Source organism: Caulobacter hibisci, assembly GCF_016135805.1.
Taxonomy (GTDB): domain Bacteria; phylum Pseudomonadota; class Alphaproteobacteria; order Caulobacterales; family Caulobacteraceae; genus Caulobacter; species Caulobacter hibisci.
In genome coordinates, this window is the sequence record NZ_JADWOX010000001.1 from 366,578 (window position 1) to 382,311 (window position 15,734).

Consider the following 15,734-nt stretch of genomic DNA (forward strand, 5'->3'; position numbering starts at 1 on the left):
AGCCTACCCCTCCACCCCCGTCCATCCACCACCCAGCGCCTGCACCAGCGCCACGGCCGCCGCCTGGCGCGACACTCGGGCCGTGGCCAGCTCGCGCCGGGCCGACAGGGCCGAGGCCTGGGCAGTGACGACGTCGGTATAGGCCACCTGGCCGGCGCGATACTGGTTCAGCAGCATCTGCTCGGTCTGGTCGGCGGCGGTCGAGGCGGTCTGCAAGAGGGCGTACTGGCGCTCCAGCACCCGCACCGCAGTGAGCTGGTTCTCGACATCCTGGAAGGCCTCCAGCGCCGTCTGGCGGTAGTCGGCGGCCGCCGCGTCGTAGGAGGCGCGGGCCTGGGCGACCTGGGCCTTGCGGGCCCCGGCGTCGAACAGGGTCTGGGCGGCGGCCAGGCCCAGCGACCAGGTGTTGGTCGAGGCCGCGAACAGGTCGCCCAGCTTGGTCGCGCTGCTCGATCCGTCGCCCGACAGGGTGAAGGTCGGGAAGTAGGCGGCGCGGGCCACGCCGATCTCGGCGTTGGCGGCGGCCACGCGGCGCTCGGCGGCGGCGACGTCGGGACGGCGCTCCAGCAGGGCCGAGGGCAGGCCGACCGGGATCTCCGGCAGCCTGGCGCTCCAGTTCGGGTCGGCGGCGATCGTGAAGCTGCTGGCCGGCTCGCCGACCAAGACGGCCACGGCGTTCTCGTAGGTGGCGCGGGTCTGGGCCAGGCCCTCCAGGGTCGACTGGGCGTTGGCCAGGGTGGTCTGGGCCTGCAGCACGTCCGAACGCGGGGCGATGCCGGCGGCGTAGCGGTTCTGGGTGATGGTCAGGCTGCGCTGGTAGGCCTCGACCGTGGCGGCGACCAGGGCGATCTCGGCGTCGGTCTGGCGCAGGCCCAGATAGTTGGTGGCCAGCTCGCCCTGGGCCGACAGCTCGGCGGCGGCCAGGTCGGCGGCGCTGGCCTGGGCGCTGGCCCCGGCGCTGTTGACGGCGCCCCGGATGCGGCCCCAGACGTCCGGCTCCCAACTGGCGCCGATGCCGGCCTGGTAGCGCTCGCCCTTGCTGGAGCCCGCGCCGCCGCCGCCGGTCTTCGTGCCCGAGCCCGACAGGTCGATCGTCGGAAACAGCGAGGCGCGCTGCTCCTTGACCAGCGCCCGGGCCTGGCGATAGGCGGCCTCGGCCGAGGCGATGGTCTGGTTGTTGACCTTCACCCGCTGGGCCAGGGCGTCCAGCTGCGGATCGCCCAGCAGGGTCCACCAGTCGCCGCGGTCGAGGTGGTCGGACGGGCTGGCGGCCTTCCAGCCGTCCAGCGCCTTCCAGGTCGCGGGCGTGGGCGAGGCCAGCTTGGGCGTCTCATAGGCCGGCGCGGTCGAGCAGGCGGCCACCAGGGCCAGCAGCGGAAGCGAAGTCAGGATGCGGGCGGTCATTGGGCGGGCTCCGGAGCGGAGGGCATGTGGGTCAGGTCGCGCTCGTCCTTGCGCCGCTTGCCGCGCAGGCGGTCCATGTAGACGTAGACGACCGGGGTGGTGATCAGGGTCAGAAGCTGGCTGGCGATCAGGCCGCCGATGATGGTGATGCCCAGCGGCCGGCGCAGTTCCGCGCCTTCGCCAAAGCCGATGGCCAGGGGCAGGGCGCCGAGGGCCGCCGCCAGCGTCGTCATCAGGATCGGGCGGAAGCGCAGCAGGCTTGCTTCGCGCACCGCCTCCATCGCCGTCAGCCCCCGGGCCCGCTGGGCCTCCAGGGCGAAGTCGATGATCAGGATGGCGTTCTTCTTGACGATGCCCAGCAGCAGGAACACCCCGATCAGGGCGATGATCGAGAACTCCATGCCGAACATCAGCAGGGCCAGCACCGCCCCGACGCCGGCCGCCGGCAGGGTCGACAGCACGGTCACCGGGTGGACGTAGCTCTCATAGAGGATGCCCAGCACGATGTAGATCGCCACCAGGGCCGCGGCGATCAGATAGGGCTGCTGCTTCATCTGTTCGTTGTAGCTGCGGGCGCTGCCCTGGAAGCTGCCGCGCACATTGGTCGGCAGGCCGATATCGGCCTCGGCCTGGGTGATGGCCGCCTGGGCCTGGGACAGCGACACCCCGTCGGGCAGGTTGAACGACACGGTGGTCGCCAGCTCGCCGTTCTGGTGGTTGACCGAGGTCGGGGTGGCGTTCTGGGCGACGCTGGCGATGGCGGTCAGCGGCGTCATCGGGGTGGCCGAGGTGTTCAGCGTCGAGCCGGTCGAGGCGTCGCGCAGCGACGGATTGACCGACGCCCCGCTGGTGCTGGCCGTGGTCGTGGTGTCGGTGGTCGAGGTCGGCACATAGAGATCGTTCAGCGCCTCGGGGCCCTGGGCGAACTTCTGGTTCCACTCCAGGATCACGCCGTACTGGTTGACGTCCTCGTAGATGGTCGCGACCTGGCGCTGGCCGAAGGCGTTGTACAGCGCGTTGTCCACGGCCCGGGGCGTGACGCCCATGCGCGAGGCGCTGTCGCGATCGATGGTGACCAGGGTCTCCACCCCGTTCTCCGCCTGGTCGCTGTCGACGTCGGTCATGACGTCGGAATGGTCCTTCATCGCCTCGGCCAGCTTCGGCGCCCATTCCTTGAGGGAGGCGCTGGAGTCGCTGGTCAGGGTGTACTGGTAGGTCGAGTTGCTCGACCGGCCGCCCATCCGCACGTCCTGCACCGGGTTCAGGAACAGCGACAGGCCCGTCACCTTCTGCAACTGCGGCTTCAGGCGGGCGATGACGGCGCTGCCCTTTTCCTTGCGCTCGCCGACGGGCTTGAGATTGACGAACATGAAGCCGCCGCCGGCGCGGTTGCCGCCGGTAAAGCCGACCACGGTGTCGACCGCCGGGTCCTTGCGGATGATGTCGACGACCGCCCGCAGCTTGCCCTGCATGGCCTGGGACGACACGCTCTCGTCGGCCCGCATGCCGGCCTGCAGCTGGCCGCTGTCCTGCTGCGGGAAGAAGCCCTTGGGCACGGCGATGTAGAGCCAGACGGTCATGCCGATCACCGCGACCAGGATCAGCAGCACCAACGGCTTGGCCGCCAGGGCCCAGTCCAGCGAGCGGGCGTAGAGGGCCTGGATGCGGTCGAACATCTTCTCGAAGAAGCGCGCGATGGGGCCTTCGCGATGGCCCTCGGGCGGGGGCTTCAGCAGATAGGCGCACATCATCGGCGTGGTCGTCAGGCTGATGACCAGCGAGATCAGCACCGCCGCCGACAGGGTGACGGCGAACTCGCGAAACAGCCGCCCGACCTGGCCGCCCATGAACAGCAGCGGGATGAACACCGCCACCAGCGAGACGCTGATCGACAGCACCGTGAAGCCGACCTCGCGCGCGCCCAGCACGGCGGCCTTGAAGCGGTCCATGCCCGCCTCGATGTGGCGCTGGGTGTTCTCCAGCACGACGATGGCGTCGTCGACGACGAAGCCGGTCGCCACAGTGATGGCCATCAGGCTGAGGTTGTTCAGCGAGAAGCCCATCAGGTACATCACGCCGAAGGTGCCCAGCAGCGAGACGATGGTCGCCGCCGTCGGGATGAAGGTCGCCCGGGCGCTGCGCAGGAAGGCGCTGACCACCAGCACCACCAGGATGATCGAGATCAGCAGGGTGATCTCGATCTCCTTCAGCGACGAGCGGATCGAGTTGGTGCTGTCGCTGGCCACCTGCACCTTGATGTCGCTGGGCAACTGCTCGCGCAGTTCGGGCAGCGAGGCGCGGACGCTGTCGACGGTCTCGATGATGTTGGCGCCGGGCTGGCGGGTGATCAGCACGATGATCGCCGGCTTGCCGTTGAACAGGCCCAGGGTGCGGGTGTCGGCGACGCTGTCCTTGACCTCGGCCACGTCCGACAGCTTGACGCCGGCGTCGCCGCGCCAGGCCACCAGCAGGCCGGCATAGTCGGCCGCCTTGCGGCCGCCGCTCGAGGTGTAGATCTGGAAGCGCTTGCCGTCGCCCTCGACCGCGCCCTTGGGGCGGTTGGCGTTGGCCGCTTGGATCGAGGCGCGCACGTCCTCCAGGCTGACGCCGTACTTGTTGAGCAGGAACGGATTGACCGAGATCCGCACCGCCGGCAGCGAGCCGCCGCCGATCTCGACGTCGCCGACGCCCTTCACCTGCGAGACCCGCTGGGCGACGATGTTCGACACCGCGTCGTAGATCTGGCCCGGGGTCTTGGTGTCCGAGGTCAGGGCCAGGATGATCACCGGCGCGTCCGACGGGTTCATCTTGCGATAGGTCGGGTTGCTCTTCAGCGTCGCGGGCAGGTCGGCGCGGGCGGCGTTGATGGCGGCCTGCACCTCGCGGGCGGCCCCGTTGATCTTGCGGTTGAGGTCGAACTGGAGGGTCACCCGCGTCGAGCCCGACGAGCTCTGCGAGGTCATCTCGTTGACGCCCGAGATGGTGCCCAGCCGGCGCTCCAGCGGCGTGGCGACGCTGGAGGCCATGGTCGCGGGACTGGCCCCCGACAGGCTGGCCGACACCGAGATGGTCGGATAGTCCACCTGCGGCAGGGGCGAGACCGGCAGCACGAAGAAGGCGAAGATCCCGGCCATGGCCAGGCCGACGGTCAGGAGGACCGTGGCCACCGGCCGGCGGATGAAGGGCGCCGACAGGTTCATGACGGCAGGCCCGGCAGCGGACGCTCGACCCGGCCCTCGTCGGCCTGTCCGTCCTCGCGGCGGCCCCGGGCGCTGGGCGCCAGGCGGTCGAAGGCGAGATAGACGACAGGGGTCGTGAACATGGTCAGCAGCTGGCTGACCAGCAGTCCGCCGAAGATGGCGATGCCCAGCGGACGGCGCAGCTCGGCGCCTTCGCCAAAGCCCAGCATCAGGGGCACGGCGGCGAACAGGGCCGCCAGCGTCGTCATCAGGATCGGGCGGAAGCGCAGGATGGCGGCCTGGAAGATGGCGTCCTGCGGCGACTTGCCTTCGTTGCGCTCGGCCTCGATGGCGAAGTCGATCATCATGATCGCGTTCTTCTTGACGATGCCGATCAGCAGGATGATGCCGATGATCCCGATTACGCCGAGGTCATTGCCCGTCAGCCACAGGGCCAGCAGGGCGCCGACGCCGGCCGAGGGCAGGGTCGACAGGATGGTCAGCGGGTGGATGTAGCTCTCGTAGAGCACGCCCAGCACGATGTAGACGCAGACCACGGCCGCCAGGATCAGCCACAGCTGGTTGGACAGCGAGTTCTCGTAGGCCCCGGCCGCGCCCAGGAAGGTGTGGGTCACCGACGAGGGCATGCCGATGGCCTTCATCGCCGTGCGGATCTCGTCCACCGCATGGCCCAGAGACACGCCCGAGGCGGTGTCGAAGCCGATGGTGGTGGCTGGGAACTGGGCGACGTGGGTCACCTGCAGCGGCGCCTGCTGTTCCTTGATGGTCGAGAAGGCCGCCAGCGGGGCGGGCGAGCCGCCGCCGGTCTTGAGGTTCAGGTTGCCCAGCGAGGTCGGGTCGGTCAGCAGGCCGGGCTTGGCCTCCAGGATCACCCGGTACTGGTTGGTCTCGGTGAAGATGGTCGAGACGATCCGCTGGCCGAACGCGCTGTAGAGGGCGTCGTCGATGTCCGAGGCGGTGATCGAAAGCCGCGCGGCGGTGTCGCGGTCGATGTCGATATAGGCCGCCGACCCCGTGGCCGAGGCGTCGCTGTAGACGTTGCGAACGGCCTTCACTTCGGCGAGCTTGGCCGCCAGCTTGCCGGCCCATTCCTTGACCGTGGCGGTGTCGGCGCCTTCCAGCGACAGGCGGTACTGGGTCGGGCCGCTCTCGGCGTCGATGGTCAGGTCCTGGGTCGGCTGGAGATAGAGGGTCACGCCCGGCACGCCGGCCACGCGCTCGCGCAGCCGCTGCATGATCTTCTCCTGCGAGCCGGAACGGTCGGCCTTCAGGTTGATCTGCATCTGGCCGGTGTGGAGCATGCTGTTGTTGGCGCCGTCGACCCCGATGAACGAGGCGACGTTCTCGACCGCCGGGTCGGCCAGGATCGCCTCGGCCGCCTGCTGCTGCAGGCCGGCCATGCGCTCGTAGGACACCGACTGCTCGACCTCGGTGCGGGCCTGAAGCTGGCCGGTGTCCTGGGTCGGGAACAGGCCCTTGGGGATGACCATGTACAGCAGGCCGGTCAGCACCAGGGTGGCCACGGCGACGACCAGGGTGGCCTTCTGCCGGGCCATGACCCAGGCCAGGGCGACCTCGTAGCGGGCCTCGATCTTCTCGAACAGCTGCTGGCTTTTCTGGCCGATCCCGTTCGGCTTTTCCTCCTCGTCGTGGCTCTTCAGCCAGCGGGCCGACAGCATCGGCGTCAGGGTCAGCGACACCACGGCCGAGATCAGGATGGTGATCGACAGGGTGATGGCGAATTCGCGAAACAGCCGCCCCACCACGTCGCCCATGAACAGCAGCGGGATCAGCACGGCGATCAGCGAGATGGTCAGCGAGATGATCGTGAAGCCGATCTCGCGCGCGCCCTTCAGCGCCGCCTGCATCGGCCGCTCGCCCTTCTCCATGTGGCGGATGATGTTCTCGATCATGACGATGGCGTCGTCGACGACGAAGCCGGTCGCGATGGTCAGGGCCATCAGGGACAGGTTGTTGAGCGAGAAGCCCAGCAGGTACATCACCCCGCACGAGCCGATCAGCGAGATCGGCACCGCCAGGCTGGCGATGATCGTCGCCCGGATCGAGTGCAGGAAGAAGAAGATCACCAGCACGACCATCACCACGGCCAGCACCAGCTCCATCTCCACGTGGTGGACCGAGGCGCGGATGCCGGTGGTGCGGTCGGCCAGCACCTGCACCTTCAGGGTGGCGGGCAGGCCGGCCTGCAGCTCGGGGAGCTTGGCCTTGATGGCGTCGACCGTCTGGATGACGTTGGCGCCGGGCTGGCGCTGCACGTTGACGATGATCGCTGGGGTCTTGCCGGCCCAGGCGCCCAGGCGGGTGTTCTCGGCGCTCTGCACCACGCCCGCCACGTCGCGGATGCGGATCGGGGCCTCGTTCTTGTAGGTGACGACGAGGTTCAGATAGTCGTCGACGCTCAGCAGCTGGTCGTTGGCGTTGATCGTGTAGGTGCGGGTCGGGCCGTCGAAGCTGCCCTTGGCGCTGTTGGCGTTGGCGTTGCTGATCGCGGTCTCGAGGTTCGACAGGGTCAGACCATAGGAGGCCATCGCCTGCGTGTCGGCCTGGATGCGGATGGCCGGCTTCTGGCCGCCGCTGAGCGAGACCAGGCCCACGCCAGAGACCTGGCTGATCTTCTGGGCCAGGCGGGTGTTGACCAGGTTCTGCACCTCGGTCAGCGGCAGGGTGTCCGACGTGATCGCCAGGGTCAGCACCGGCGCGTCGGCCGGATTGACCTTGGCGTAGGTCGGCGGGGCGGGCAGGTCGGCCGGCAGCAGCGAATTGGCCGCGTTCATCGCCGCCTGCACTTCCTGCTCGGCGACGTCGAGGGTCTCGCCCAGGCCGAACTGCAGGGTGATGATGCTGGCCCCGGCCGTGCTGACCGAGCTCATCCGCGTCAGGCCCGACATCTCGCCCAGCTGCTTTTCCAGCGGGGCGGTGACGGTCTGGCTCATCACCTCGGGGCTGGCCCCGGGATAGAGGGTCTGGACCTGGATGGTGGGGTAATCCACCTCCGGCAGGGCCGACAGCGGCAGCAGCTTGAAGCCGACCAGGCCGGCCAGGACGATGGCCGCCATGAACAGGGCCGTGGCGACCGGCCGCTGGATGAAGGGACGCGAGGGGTTCATGGGGCGGCTTCCGGCCTATTCCGGACGCCGACGGCCTTCACCGCCGCCAGAAGGGCCGCCCTTGCCGCGCTCACCCTTGCCGCCCTTGCCGGCGCCCTGACGCTGCACCTGGCCCGGCAGCTGAACCTTGCCGCCTTCGGTCAGGCGGTCGCCGCCCTCGGTGATGACCTTGTCGCCGATGGCGAGGCCTTGGGTCACGGCCACCTGGGTCGTCGTCGCCTGGCCGGTGGTGACCTTGGTCTTGGTGACGGTCTGGTCGCTCTTCAGCTTCCAGACGAACGAGCCGTCCGAGCCCTGGCGCACGGCCGTGGCCGGCACGACGATGGCGTCCTTCAGGGTGTCGAGCTGGATGCGGACATTGACGAACTGGCTGGGGAACAGCTTGCCGCCGGTGTTGGGGAAGCGGGCCTTGCCCTTCACCGTGCCGGTGCCGGTGTCGACTAGGTTGTCGAGGGTCGAGAAGGTCCCCTGGTCCAGGGTGTTGGCGCGGGTGCGGTCGAGCACGGTGACCGGCAGGGTCGCGCCGCCGAACACCCGCTGCGAGATGCGCGGCACGTCGTCCTGCGGCACGGTGAACTCGACGTCGATCGGCGACAGGGTGGTGATCACCGCCACGCCGCTGGAGTCGCCCGAGGCGATGTAGTTGCCGACGTCGACCACGCGCAGGCCGACCCGGCCGCTGACCGGGGCGACGATGCGGGCGAAGCCGACGTTGAGGCGCGCGGTGCCGACGGCGGCGCGGTCGGCCATCACCGTGCCTTCCAGCTGCTTGACGGTGGCGGCCTGGGTATCGACCTCCTGGCGGGCGATGGAGTCCTGCGCCAGCAGGGTCTGGTAGCGCTTCAGGGTGAGCTGGGCGACCGACAGCTGGGCGTCGTCGCGGGTCAGGTTGCCCTGCGCCTCCATCAGGCTCATCTGGAACGGGCGCGGATCGATCTGCACCAGGGTCTGGCCGGCCTGGACCAGCTGGCCTTCGCGGAACAGCACCTGGGTGATGACGCCCGAGACCTGCGGCTTGACCGTGACCGTGGCGGCCGGGGTCACCGTGCCCAGAGCCTCGATGATCACCGGCAGGTCGGCCTTGGCCGCCGTCGCCACCGCAACGGTGCTGGCCGGGCCGCGCCGACCGCCGCCGCCGCCCGGGCCGCCGGGACCACCCGGTCCGCCGCCCATGTCGCCGCCGCCGGTGTCGTTGTGCAGCAGGGTCCAGGCCAGGACGCCCACGCCCGCCAGGGCCGCGATCGCGACGGCGCCGCCGATGATCCGCGACCGGCGGCTGGGCTTGCGGACGGGGAGGGACGGGCGGGGATCGGTCATGGACGGCCTCTGGGCGCGGGCGGGCGGACGGCGGAGACGGGCCGGCGCGTCGTGCGGCGGCCATGGCTGGACTATAGGCGAAGTGTCGGGTCGCCGACCTTGGCGACCCGATGCTCAAGCTAAACTGCTAGAGGCGGCATTTGATCCATTTGCCGTTCGGCCCACGGAAGGCGTCGCGCTTGGCGTCGTACGAGCGGTACTTGGCCTTGCAGGCGCGGACGTGGCGGTCCTGCTTGGACTCCTTGCCCGGCTTGGCGTCGTGACGCTGCTGGGTGGCCGGCGCGGGTTGCGCGCCGTGCTGGTCGTGGCCGCCTTGCGGCTGGGCCAGGACGGGGGAAGAAACGGCGGCGACGCTCAGGGCGAGCGCGGCGAGAACGGCTTTCATGTCGGTCTCCTAACTTAGGGGGACCGCACGGCTAGCAACGCGAAATGGCGGCGATGTTGCCGCTTTGAAACGGCGTCCGTCTAAGGCGCAAAAATGGCCGGAAACTTTCGGTACAGGGGGGCCACGATAGTCCCTCTCTCTTTGAGAGAGGGTGGGGCCCATGGCGAAGCCATGGGAGGGTGAGAGGTTACAGTCTCACCGATTGAAGCACCGTCGTTCAGCCGGCGCTTCTTACACATGGGTGTTCGTCGCACATCTTGCCGCCCGGTCTTGAGGCTTGATGGCGGCATTGGGATAGGCTTGCCGAGGGTGAAACCTCTCACCCTCCCACCGCTACGCGGCGGGCCCCTCCCTCTCTCGAAGAGAGAGGGATTCTAACCCCGGATCAGCGCCTCGCGCTCGGCGTTGGTCAGCGGGCGCCAGCGGCCTTCGGGCAGGTCGCCCAGCACGATCGGGCCGACGCGGTGGCGGAACAGGTCGATGACGTCCAGCTCCACGAGGTCGCACATCCGGCGGATCTGGCGGTTGCGGCCCTCGGTCAGCACGAAGCGCAGGGTCTCCTGGCCCAGGCGGTCGACGACGGCGCGCTTCAGCTTGCGGCCGTCCAGCTCCAGGCCGTGACGCAGCCAGTCGATCTTCTCGCGGGTCAGCTCGCCGCGCACCCGGACGCGGTATTCCTTTTCCAGCGTCGATTCCGGACCGATTACCGCCTTGGCCACCACCCCGTCCTCGGACAGGATCAAAAGGCCGCGCGAGTCCATGTCCAGCCGGCCCACCGGGGCCAGCTTGCTGTCGCGGCCGGGGATGGGGCCGGGCTGGCCGAACTGGGCGCCCCGGGTCAGCAGGCGCACGGCCGGGATCTGCTCGCCCTCGGGCTGGGACGAGACGATGCCGATCGGCTTGTGGATCATCACCGTCATCGCCGCGCCGAGCTGGGCGGTGGCGCCGTCGTTCAGCACCAGGGTCTGGCCGGGCAGGATCTTGCGGCCGGCGTCTTCGACCACCTCGCCGTCGATGGTCACCAGGCCCTGGCCGATCAGGGCCTCGGCCTCCCGGCGCGAGCAGACCCCGCTCTGGGCCAGCCACTTGTTGACGCGCTGAGGCTCGGCCTCGTCGTAGGTGCGGGTCCAGGCCATGGGATCAGTCGGCTTTCGGGGGATAGGCGTGGGTCTGGCCGCGCGGGTCTTCCACCGCGCCGTCGTCCAGATAGGTCGGGCCGATCGGCACCTTGCCGTGGCCGTCGGGGATGTCGAGCACATAGGTCGGCTGGCAGAGCCCTGAGAACCGGCCGCGGATCGCCTTCATCAGCGCCTGGCCTTCCGCGACGGTGGTGCGCAGGTGGCTGGTGCCGGGGGCCAGATCGCCCTGGTGCAGGTAGTAGGGCTTGATCCGGGTCTCCACGAGCGCCCGCATCAGGGCGCCCAGGCTTTCGGGATCGTCGTTGACGCCCTTCAGCAGCACGGTCTGGCCGATCATTGGCACGCCGGCGTCCACCAGCCGCGCGCAGGCCGCTCGGGCGGCGGGCGTCAGCTCGCGGGCGTGGTTGGCGTGCAGGGCGACATAGACCGCCTTGCTCCCGCGCTTCAGGGCCGCCACCAGCTCCGGGGTCACCGCCGCCGGATCGACGGACGGGATGCGGGTGTGGAAGCGCACGACCTTGACGTGCTCGATGGCCTCCAGCCGGTCCATCAGGTCGGCCAGGCGGCGCGGCGACAGCACCAGCGGATCGCCGCCGGTGACGATCACCTCCCAGATCTGCGGGCGGGCGGCGATATAGGCGAAGGCGGCGTCCAGCTGTGCGGGCGACAGGTTGGAAAGGCCTTCTGGCCCGACCATCTCGCGGCGGAAGCAGAACCGGCAATAGACCGCGCAGGTGTGGGTCGGCTTCAGCAGCACGCGGTCGGGGTATCGGTGGACGATCCCCTCGACCGGACTGTGGGCGAAGTCGCCGATCGGATCGGCGCTTTCGGCGGGCAGGGTGGTCAGCTCGGCTTCGGTCGCCACGAACTGGCGGGCGATCGGGTCGAGCGGGTCGGCCTCGTCGATCAGTTGGGCCATGTCGGGCGTGATGGCCACCGCGTACTGGGCGGCCACGCGCTCCAGCGACGGCAGGCGCTCGGCGTCGACGAGTCCGGCCTCGGCCAGGGCGCTGGCGCTGCGAAGGGTCTTGGCGGCGATCATGATCGCCGGGGATATGCGCCGAACGGGCGAGGTTGGCAAATCTGGGGGCTATTGTGGCTCGGCGTCTCCCTCAGTCCCGTCATTCCCGCCCTTGTGGCGGGAACCCCTCTGTCAGCCGCAAGGGCGAGTGGGGCGGCGTGCTCGGCACGCCGCTTGCGCTTCACGTGCGGGTGGAACCAGAGGTTCCCGCCACTTGGCCTGCCCTCGGGCCAGCCTTCGGCTGGTCCCGGGGGGCGGGAATGACAGGAAGAGAAGTGAGATCACCGCGGGCTGTGGATGGGAACGCTGCCGGGCCAGGGCTCGGCGCGGAAGGGCGAGGAGGGCGCGAGGTCGATCGCGCCGAGCAGGGCGAGCACAAGGGCGCCGCCGGCAAGCAGCAGTTTCATCGTCTTGATCCTGTTAGATGCGGTCGTGGGGAAGGCCGGCCGCAGGAAGACGATCTCAAATTCAGGCGTGCTTTACGAACGATGGCTTCTCCGCCAGGTTGTGAGTCCAGCTAACGGGACTGCTCCCCATGCGCCTGCCGCCCTTCGGCTCCCTGGTCGCCCTGGAGGCCGCCTACCGCCACCAGAGCTACAGCCGCGCCGCCGACGAGCTGCACGTCACCCACGGCGCCGTCAGCCAGCAGATCCGCAAGCTGGAGGACGAGCTGGGGGCCACCCTGTTCCAGCGCGAGGGCAACGGCATGGTCCCTACGCTCACCGCCCGGCGCCTCGCCGAGCATGTGGCCGAGGCCCTGTCGACCCTGCGGGCCGGGGTCGAGAGCGCCCGCCAGACCCAGCACGGCCCGCTGGTGGTCAGCGCCACCGCCGCCTTCGCCAGCCGCTGGCTGGTCACGCGCCTGGCCCGCCTGGCGGCCGACACCGGCGAGGCCGACCTGCAGCTGCGCATCGAGGACCGCAAGGCCGACCTGCGCACCGACGGCGTCGATATCGCCCTGCGCTTCGGGCGCGGCCCCTGGCCCGAGCTGGAGTCGATCCCGCTGCTGGGCGAGCGGCTGTTTCCCGTCTGCTCGCCAGGCTTTCTGGAAAAAAACCCGATCAGCGAACCCGCCGACCTCCAGGCCGTGCCGCTGCTGCGCCACACCGGCGTCCACTGGTCGGTCTGGTTCCGGGGCATGGGGCTGGAGCCCCCGCAGATGATCACGGGACTGGCCTTTGACGACACCTCGGTGATGCTCGACGCGGCCGCGCAGGGGATCGGCGTCGCCCTGGCCCGTAAAGGCCTGTCCGAACGCGACCTGCGCGACGGCCGGCTGGTGCGGCCCTTCCCCGGCGAGGTCGAGGTCGAGACCGGCCACCACGTCGTCTGGCGCGCCGACGCGCCCCGGCTGGCGCGGATCCTCAAGGTGCGCGACTGGCTGCTGGCCGAGGTGGGGCGAGAAGTCGGGTAGCTACTGCCCCGGCTTCCAGTCCGCGCCCGGAACGGTGTTGATCATCCACGGGATGCCGAACCTGTCGGTCAGGCCGCCGAAGCCCGGCGACCAGAAGGTGGCCGCGAATGGCATGCCCACCTTGCCGCCCTCGGCCAGGGCGTCGAACACCCGCTTGGCCTCGGCGGCGTCTTCCGAGTGGAAGGTCACGTCGAAGCCGTTCTTGGGCTTGTCGATATTGGGGGCGAACTCGGGCGGCATGTCGGCGCCCATCAGGGCCTGATCGCCGACCTCCAGCCAGCAGTGCATCAGCCAGTCCTTGTACTTGGCGTCGATCGGCATGTCCGGCGGGCCGTCGCCGAACGGCATGGCGGCGGTGACCTTGCCGCCCAGCACCTGGGCGTAGAAGTCGAAGGCCTGGCGGCACTCGCCCTTGAAGCTGAGGCTGGTGACGATCTTCATGGCGGCTCTCCCTTTTTCCGCGGCTGTTTTCCGGACAATAGGACGCGCGGCCGCCGACGGAACCGACATTCCGCCGACAAAAATCGCAAGGCCATCGCTTGGCCTCGGGATCAGCGTACGGTCCGGGCCAGCTTTCGCGCCTGCGGCGTGGCCGTTTCGATCGGCGCGCCGCCGCCCGGGGCCGAGGGCGGGGAGCCTTCCAGCAGGATGATCGTGTCGGCCCGTCCGTCGTCGCGGGCGCAGTAGAGGCCCTCGGCGGCCTCCGTTCGCCAATGGAAGGCCCAGCCCCGTTTGCGGACCTGGCCGACGTCGCACAGGCTCAGCAAGGTCGGCGACTGGCCGCGCTCGAACCGGGCGTCGGCGAAGCCGGCGGCGGCGGCGGCCTCGCGCGCTGCCGCCCGGCGCTGATCCTGAGCATTGGGCGCGCAGGCCTGGACCGCGACGACGAGGCAGGTCAAGGCAAGCCGCTTCATCGCCTCAAACCTCCGCTACCGGAACCCACAGCACCTCGTCGATGCGCCGCGCGCCGGTCGCCAGCAGCACCAGGCGATCGAAGCCCAGGGCCGAGCCCGCCGCGGGCGGCATGTGCTCCAGGGCCGCCAGGAAGTCGTCGTCGATGGGGTAGCGCTCGCCGTAGACCCGCTGCTTCTCGTCCATCTCGGCCACGAACCGCCGGCGCTGCTCGGCCGCGTCGGTCAGTTCGCCGAAGGCGTTGGCCAGCTCCACCCCGCAGGCATAGAGCTCGAAGCGCTCGGCCACGCGTGGATCGGACGGTTTGGGTCGCGCCAGGGCCGCCTCGGCCGTGGGATATTCGCACAGCACAGTGGCCCGGCCGATCCCCAGGTTCGGCTCGACCTTCTCGACGATCACCCGGCTGAAGACGTCGGCCCAGGTGTCGTCGGCCGACACACGGATCCCCGCCGCCGTGGCCGAGGCCGCCAGGGCGTCGCGATCGGTCTGCCCGCCGTCGCCCAGGCTGGCCAGCAGGTCGACGCCGGCATGGCGCGTGAAAGCCTCCGCCACCGTCAGCCGCTCGGGCGCGGCGAAGGGATCGCAGTCCAGGCCGCGGAACGAGAACAGCCTCGTCCCCGCCGTCTCCGCCGCCAGGGCCAGCAGAGCCGCGCAGTCGTCCATCAGGGTCTCGTAGGGCTGCCCGACCCGGTACCATTCCAGCATGGTGAACTCCGGATGGTGCAGCGGCCCGCGCTCGCGGTTACGCCACACCTTGCCCAGGCTGAAGATCCGCTGCTCGCCCGCCGCCAACAGCTTCTTGCAGGCAAATTCCGGCGAGGTATGCAGGTGCAGGGCCGCGCGCTCGCCGGTAAGGCTGATCGCTTCCGTCGAGAAGGCGTGCAGGTGCGCCTCGTTGCCGGGCGAGACCTGAAGGCAGGCCGCGTCGATCTCCAGGAAGTCGCGCTGAGCGAACCAGTCGCGCACCGCCGCGGTGATCCGGTTGCGGGCCAGCAGGAAGGGCCGGCGGTCCTGGTGCTTGCTCGGGCTCCACCAGGGAGAATAAGGGGGGGCTGACACGGGCGGGCTCGCAAAGGGCGAAACGACGGAAGGGCTGGCGATCTAGCCCCGTTCGCTATAGAGGGGCACACGGATTCATCTGCAATACACGCGCGCGCGGTCTCAACGCGCCGTCGCCCGATCTTCGAGGACTCTCACGTGAAGGTAGCCGCCAGTTCGCTCCGCAAGGGCGCCGTCGTCGACATGGAAGGCAAGCTCTATGTCGTCCTGACCGTCGACAACATCCACCCCGGCAAGGGCACCCCGGTGACCCAGCTGAACATGCGCCGCATCAGCGACGGCGTGAAGGTTTCGGAACGCTACCGCACCACCGAGCAGGTCGAGCGCGCCTTCGTCGACCAGCGCAACCACACCTTCCTGTACCAGGACGGCGACGGCTATCACTTCATGAACCCGGAAACCTACGACCAGCTCGTGGCCACCGAGGAAGTGATCGGCGACGCCGCGCCCTACCTGCAGGAGAACATGACGGTCCAGCTGTCGACCCACAACGACGTGCCGATCGCCATCGAACTGCCGCGCACCATGATCCTGGAAGTCGTCGACACCGAACCGTCGGTGAAGGGCCAGACCGCCAGCTCGTCCTACAAGCCGGCCCTGCTCAGCAACGGCGTCAAGACCACCGTCCCGCCGTACATCGCCGTGGGCACCCGCGTGGTCATCCTGACCGAAGACAACAGCTATCAGGAACGCGCCAAGGACTGATCGTCCTTTCGCGATCCGAAGCTTGCAGAACCCCGGCGACCGCGAGGCCG

The 15,734-nt window shown here is 69.6% G+C and carries 13 protein-coding genes; 2 read left to right on the forward strand and 11 right to left on the reverse strand.

Features of this window, described 5'->3' with window-relative positions; all coding sequences use genetic code 11:
- Positions 1 to 3: 3 nt before the first annotated feature.
- From I4Q42_RS01850 to I4Q42_RS26285, 8 genes are all read right to left on the reverse strand, one after another.
- Positions 4 to 1,404: an efflux transporter outer membrane subunit gene (locus I4Q42_RS01850; protein WP_198574362.1), complete on the reverse strand. Its 1,401-nt coding sequence runs from the start codon at positions 1,402 to 1,404 to the stop codon at positions 4 to 6.
- Positions 1,401 to 4,604 (reverse strand): efflux RND transporter permease subunit, encoded by a 3,204-nt coding sequence (locus tag I4Q42_RS01855; protein ID WP_198574363.1) that lies wholly within the window; start codon positions 4,602 to 4,604, stop codon positions 1,401 to 1,403. Before I4Q42_RS01855 ends, I4Q42_RS01850 begins: the two co-directional genes overlap by 4 nt.
- Complete coding sequence (locus I4Q42_RS01860) at positions 4,601 to 7,732, reverse strand: multidrug efflux RND transporter permease subunit (RefSeq protein WP_198574364.1); 3,132 nt, start codon at positions 7,730 to 7,732, stop codon at positions 4,601 to 4,603. The genes I4Q42_RS01855 and I4Q42_RS01860 overlap by 4 nt, the downstream gene beginning before the upstream one ends.
- A gap of 15 nt (positions 7,733 to 7,747) precedes the next feature.
- Entirely contained in the window at positions 7,748 to 9,049 is a 1,302-nt protein-coding gene (locus I4Q42_RS01865) for an efflux RND transporter periplasmic adaptor subunit (RefSeq protein ID WP_198574365.1), read from the reverse strand.
- Between the two features lie 127 nt (positions 9,050 to 9,176).
- Positions 9,177 to 9,434 carry a BA14K family protein gene (locus tag I4Q42_RS01870; protein ID WP_198574366.1) on the reverse strand — a complete coding sequence of 86 codons (258 nt, stop codon included), beginning with the start codon at positions 9,432 to 9,434 and terminating at the stop codon, positions 9,177 to 9,179.
- A gap of 374 nt (positions 9,435 to 9,808) precedes the next feature.
- Positions 9,809 to 10,570, reverse strand: a complete 762-nt coding sequence (locus tag I4Q42_RS01875; protein ID WP_198574367.1) for a pseudouridine synthase — start codon at positions 10,568 to 10,570, stop codon at positions 9,809 to 9,811.
- A gap of 4 nt (positions 10,571 to 10,574) precedes the next feature.
- Positions 10,575 to 11,615 (reverse strand): lysine-2,3-aminomutase-like protein, encoded by a 1,041-nt coding sequence (locus I4Q42_RS01880; protein ID WP_198574368.1) that lies wholly within the window; start codon positions 11,613 to 11,615, stop codon positions 10,575 to 10,577.
- A 260-nt stretch (positions 11,616 to 11,875) separates the two neighbouring features.
- Complete coding sequence (locus tag I4Q42_RS26285) at positions 11,876 to 12,001, reverse strand: hypothetical protein (RefSeq protein ID WP_269816438.1); 126 nt, start codon at positions 11,999 to 12,001, stop codon at positions 11,876 to 11,878.
- Between the two features lie 128 nt (positions 12,002 to 12,129).
- Here I4Q42_RS26285 and I4Q42_RS01885 point away from each other — a divergent pair, with 128 nt between their 5' ends.
- The gene (locus tag I4Q42_RS01885) at positions 12,130 to 13,008 is read left to right on the forward strand and encodes a LysR substrate-binding domain-containing protein (RefSeq protein ID WP_198574369.1); all 879 of its coding nucleotides are present in this window, start codon (positions 12,130 to 12,132) and stop codon (positions 13,006 to 13,008) included.
- Here I4Q42_RS01885 and I4Q42_RS01890 read toward each other — a convergent pair whose 3' ends face one another.
- The 3 genes from I4Q42_RS01890 to epmA all read right to left on the reverse strand — a co-directional run bounded on the left by I4Q42_RS01890 (position 13,009) and on the right by epmA (position 14,979).
- Positions 13,009 to 13,449 carry a VOC family protein gene (locus I4Q42_RS01890; RefSeq protein ID WP_198574370.1) on the reverse strand — a complete coding sequence of 147 codons (441 nt, stop codon included), beginning with the start codon at positions 13,447 to 13,449 and terminating at the stop codon, positions 13,009 to 13,011. It abuts the gene before it with no gap.
- Positions 13,450 to 13,559: 110 nt separating this feature from the next.
- Positions 13,560 to 13,907 carry a hypothetical protein gene (locus I4Q42_RS01895; protein ID WP_198574371.1) on the reverse strand — a complete coding sequence of 116 codons (348 nt, stop codon included), beginning with the start codon at positions 13,905 to 13,907 and terminating at the stop codon, positions 13,560 to 13,562.
- 19 nt (positions 13,908 to 13,926) lie between these two features.
- On the reverse strand, positions 13,927 to 14,979 hold the full coding sequence (gene epmA / locus I4Q42_RS01900; RefSeq protein ID WP_408611027.1) for an EF-P lysine aminoacylase EpmA: 1,053 nt from the start codon (positions 14,977 to 14,979) through the stop codon (positions 13,927 to 13,929).
- A 138-nt stretch (positions 14,980 to 15,117) separates the two neighbouring features.
- Here epmA and efp point away from each other — a divergent pair, with 138 nt between their 5' ends.
- Positions 15,118 to 15,684 carry an elongation factor P gene (efp, locus tag I4Q42_RS01905; RefSeq protein ID WP_198574372.1) on the forward strand — a complete coding sequence of 189 codons (567 nt, stop codon included), beginning with the start codon at positions 15,118 to 15,120 and terminating at the stop codon, positions 15,682 to 15,684.
- The last annotated feature ends 50 nt before the right edge of the window (positions 15,685 to 15,734 follow it).